Annotated in this window: 2 protein-coding genes; one reads left to right on the forward strand and one right to left on the reverse strand. The window is 54.2% G+C overall.

Annotated elements, in window-relative coordinates:
* Nucleotides 1-1,367: hypothetical protein (locus EOA38_RS35085; protein ID WP_127301376.1), on the reverse strand; the 1,367-nt coding region annotated here is incomplete at its 3' end.
* A gap of 133 nt (nt 1,368-1,500) precedes the next feature.
* On the opposite strand from EOA38_RS35085, the gene EOA38_RS35090 reads away from it, so the two are divergent.
* Entirely contained in the window at nt 1,501-1,845 is a 345-nt protein-coding gene (locus EOA38_RS35090; protein WP_127301377.1) for a hypothetical protein, read from the forward strand.
* The last annotated feature ends 132 nt before the right edge of the window (nt 1,846-1,977 follow it).

Here is a 1,977-nt window from a genome sequence, read left to right on the forward strand (position 1 = left end):
ATAACGATAAGAAAGCTGCTGTAATGCGTCGGCATCCTATAGGCGATCCCGTCGCTCACGTCGTTGCCGCCATAGAAGGCTGAAGACATATCGCCGACCAACCAAGCCACGATATTTTCTCCACGCGATGTCAGGTAAGCACTCTGGAGCTTCATGACTATGGCGATCAGAACCCCCAAAACAGTACACCGAAAAATTCCACGCATCACTCTGAGGCTGGCTTCGTTGTGCTCGTGTTGATAATCCACCTCCGGCCGATTAGTCGCTGCTTCTCCAATTCTCCAAAGATCATGGATCACCGTATAGAGCAAAATGAGACCTACGAAGAACAGGTAAAAGCACAGGCACATGTATAGGTAAGCGAGCCCGGTGAATAAAATCGCTTCTGGAACCGATATGACCTCAGGGCGCACAATCGCTAACGAGCCCCAATCCGTCGCATAGTTGCCACCACCTTTCATCAGCGGGAGCAAACACACGCCGATCCACTGAAAAAGACCGGCGAACAGCACACAAATCAAAAAAACCGCCCAATATGAATACGAAGAAGCTTCTACGCTGCGCGTCCAGGCATCGTCGCTTTCCATCTTATTGCCATTCCCCACAAGCTTTGGGCGGCCTTCATCTTTCCAAAAGGTCACTAGCTCGGACACGAAGGCAAAAAACAGTGGCAAAAATACCATGAAGACGAATGTCCAGTTCGCTGTCCAAAGAAACCCAACCTGCTTGACGACGCCATCCGCCCGGCCATATGTCACGCTGTGAATCCCGGTAATATACGACAAAAACCCAAGAGCGGAGACACCCGCAAACACCGACGCCGGTAAATTTAGGGAAGATCCGTGACTAAAAAACGCCTCCGATTTCCTCGCCAAACTAAAACGTCGCCTCGGCCCCTTGGCGTCAGTATCCCGTTTTAGCTCTGCCGGAGACGCTGTGTCGTCATCGAAGGTCGCAGCCAGTGCTGTATCTGGAATCTCCTGTGCAACACTGCTTCCGGCTCTCTTCCATTCTCGTCTCTTGGCCGATAACCGCGATTGCGCCGCACTAAGCTCCATCTGCCATTCGCTGGTTGCCACCGGATCATCGCACCCAAAAACCCTCGCCAGCCAACGGATGTTGGCAGCGCTAATTCCCTTCTCGTTCTCTTGAAACCAAAGCTGCACTGTTCGCAGATCGACTCCAATCCGGTTGGAATCAATTTGTGAAATCGCTTCTGCAAGAAGCTCGGGCGTCCATGGGCCTGCAGGAAATCCATCTTTGCCCAATGGCCGACCCGCACCCGCAGCGGCTAATCGTTTGAATAATTCTTTGAAATGGCTGCCATCTCTTGGAGGGGGGACAAATAACTTTCCGTTCTTGAACAACTACTTACAGGCTCTGGTTTCGCTTCGTTTCACTAGTCTTCGTATCCTATCGTGCCATCGTCGCTAATCAACTGTTTATCAACCCGGTGCAACGGGGCGAGCGGGCGGAGCGCGGATCACTCGGAGCAGGAAAATGGCTGTTGAACTGGCGTGCAGCAACGAAGGAGCGCAGGAGACGGACGCAGTCGCGGATCTGATCGCGGCGCACCGCCGCGCCATTTCAGAGGTGGAGTGTCTCGGGAAACGTTTGATGCACGCCGAAGAGACCGAGGCGGAGCTGATCGGGCCGCGGCTTGACGCTGCGATGAAGAACGAGACGGTGATTCGACGCCAGGCAGCGATGGCGCCGGTTGCCGATGTTTGCGAGCTGAAAATGAAGGCCGCATATTTCGCGCGGCTCATGAACGACGGTTGGTGCGACGTGGATGCGGATGACTTGCATGAGCTGCTGCGATCTTTCGTGGACTTTCAAATCTAAGAAAAGAGGGCGGACATCCAAGACGCGAACGCGTGCCATGCGGCATAGGCCAACGCCGGCACCGCGATGATGGCGATGAATGCGAACGCGCCGGCTATTGCACCGTCCGTGCGGCCCTCGACAGGGTAGTAG

This window comes from Mesorhizobium sp. M1E.F.Ca.ET.041.01.1.1 (assembly GCF_003997355.1).
Classification (GTDB): Bacteria; Pseudomonadota; Alphaproteobacteria; order Rhizobiales; family Rhizobiaceae; genus Mesorhizobium.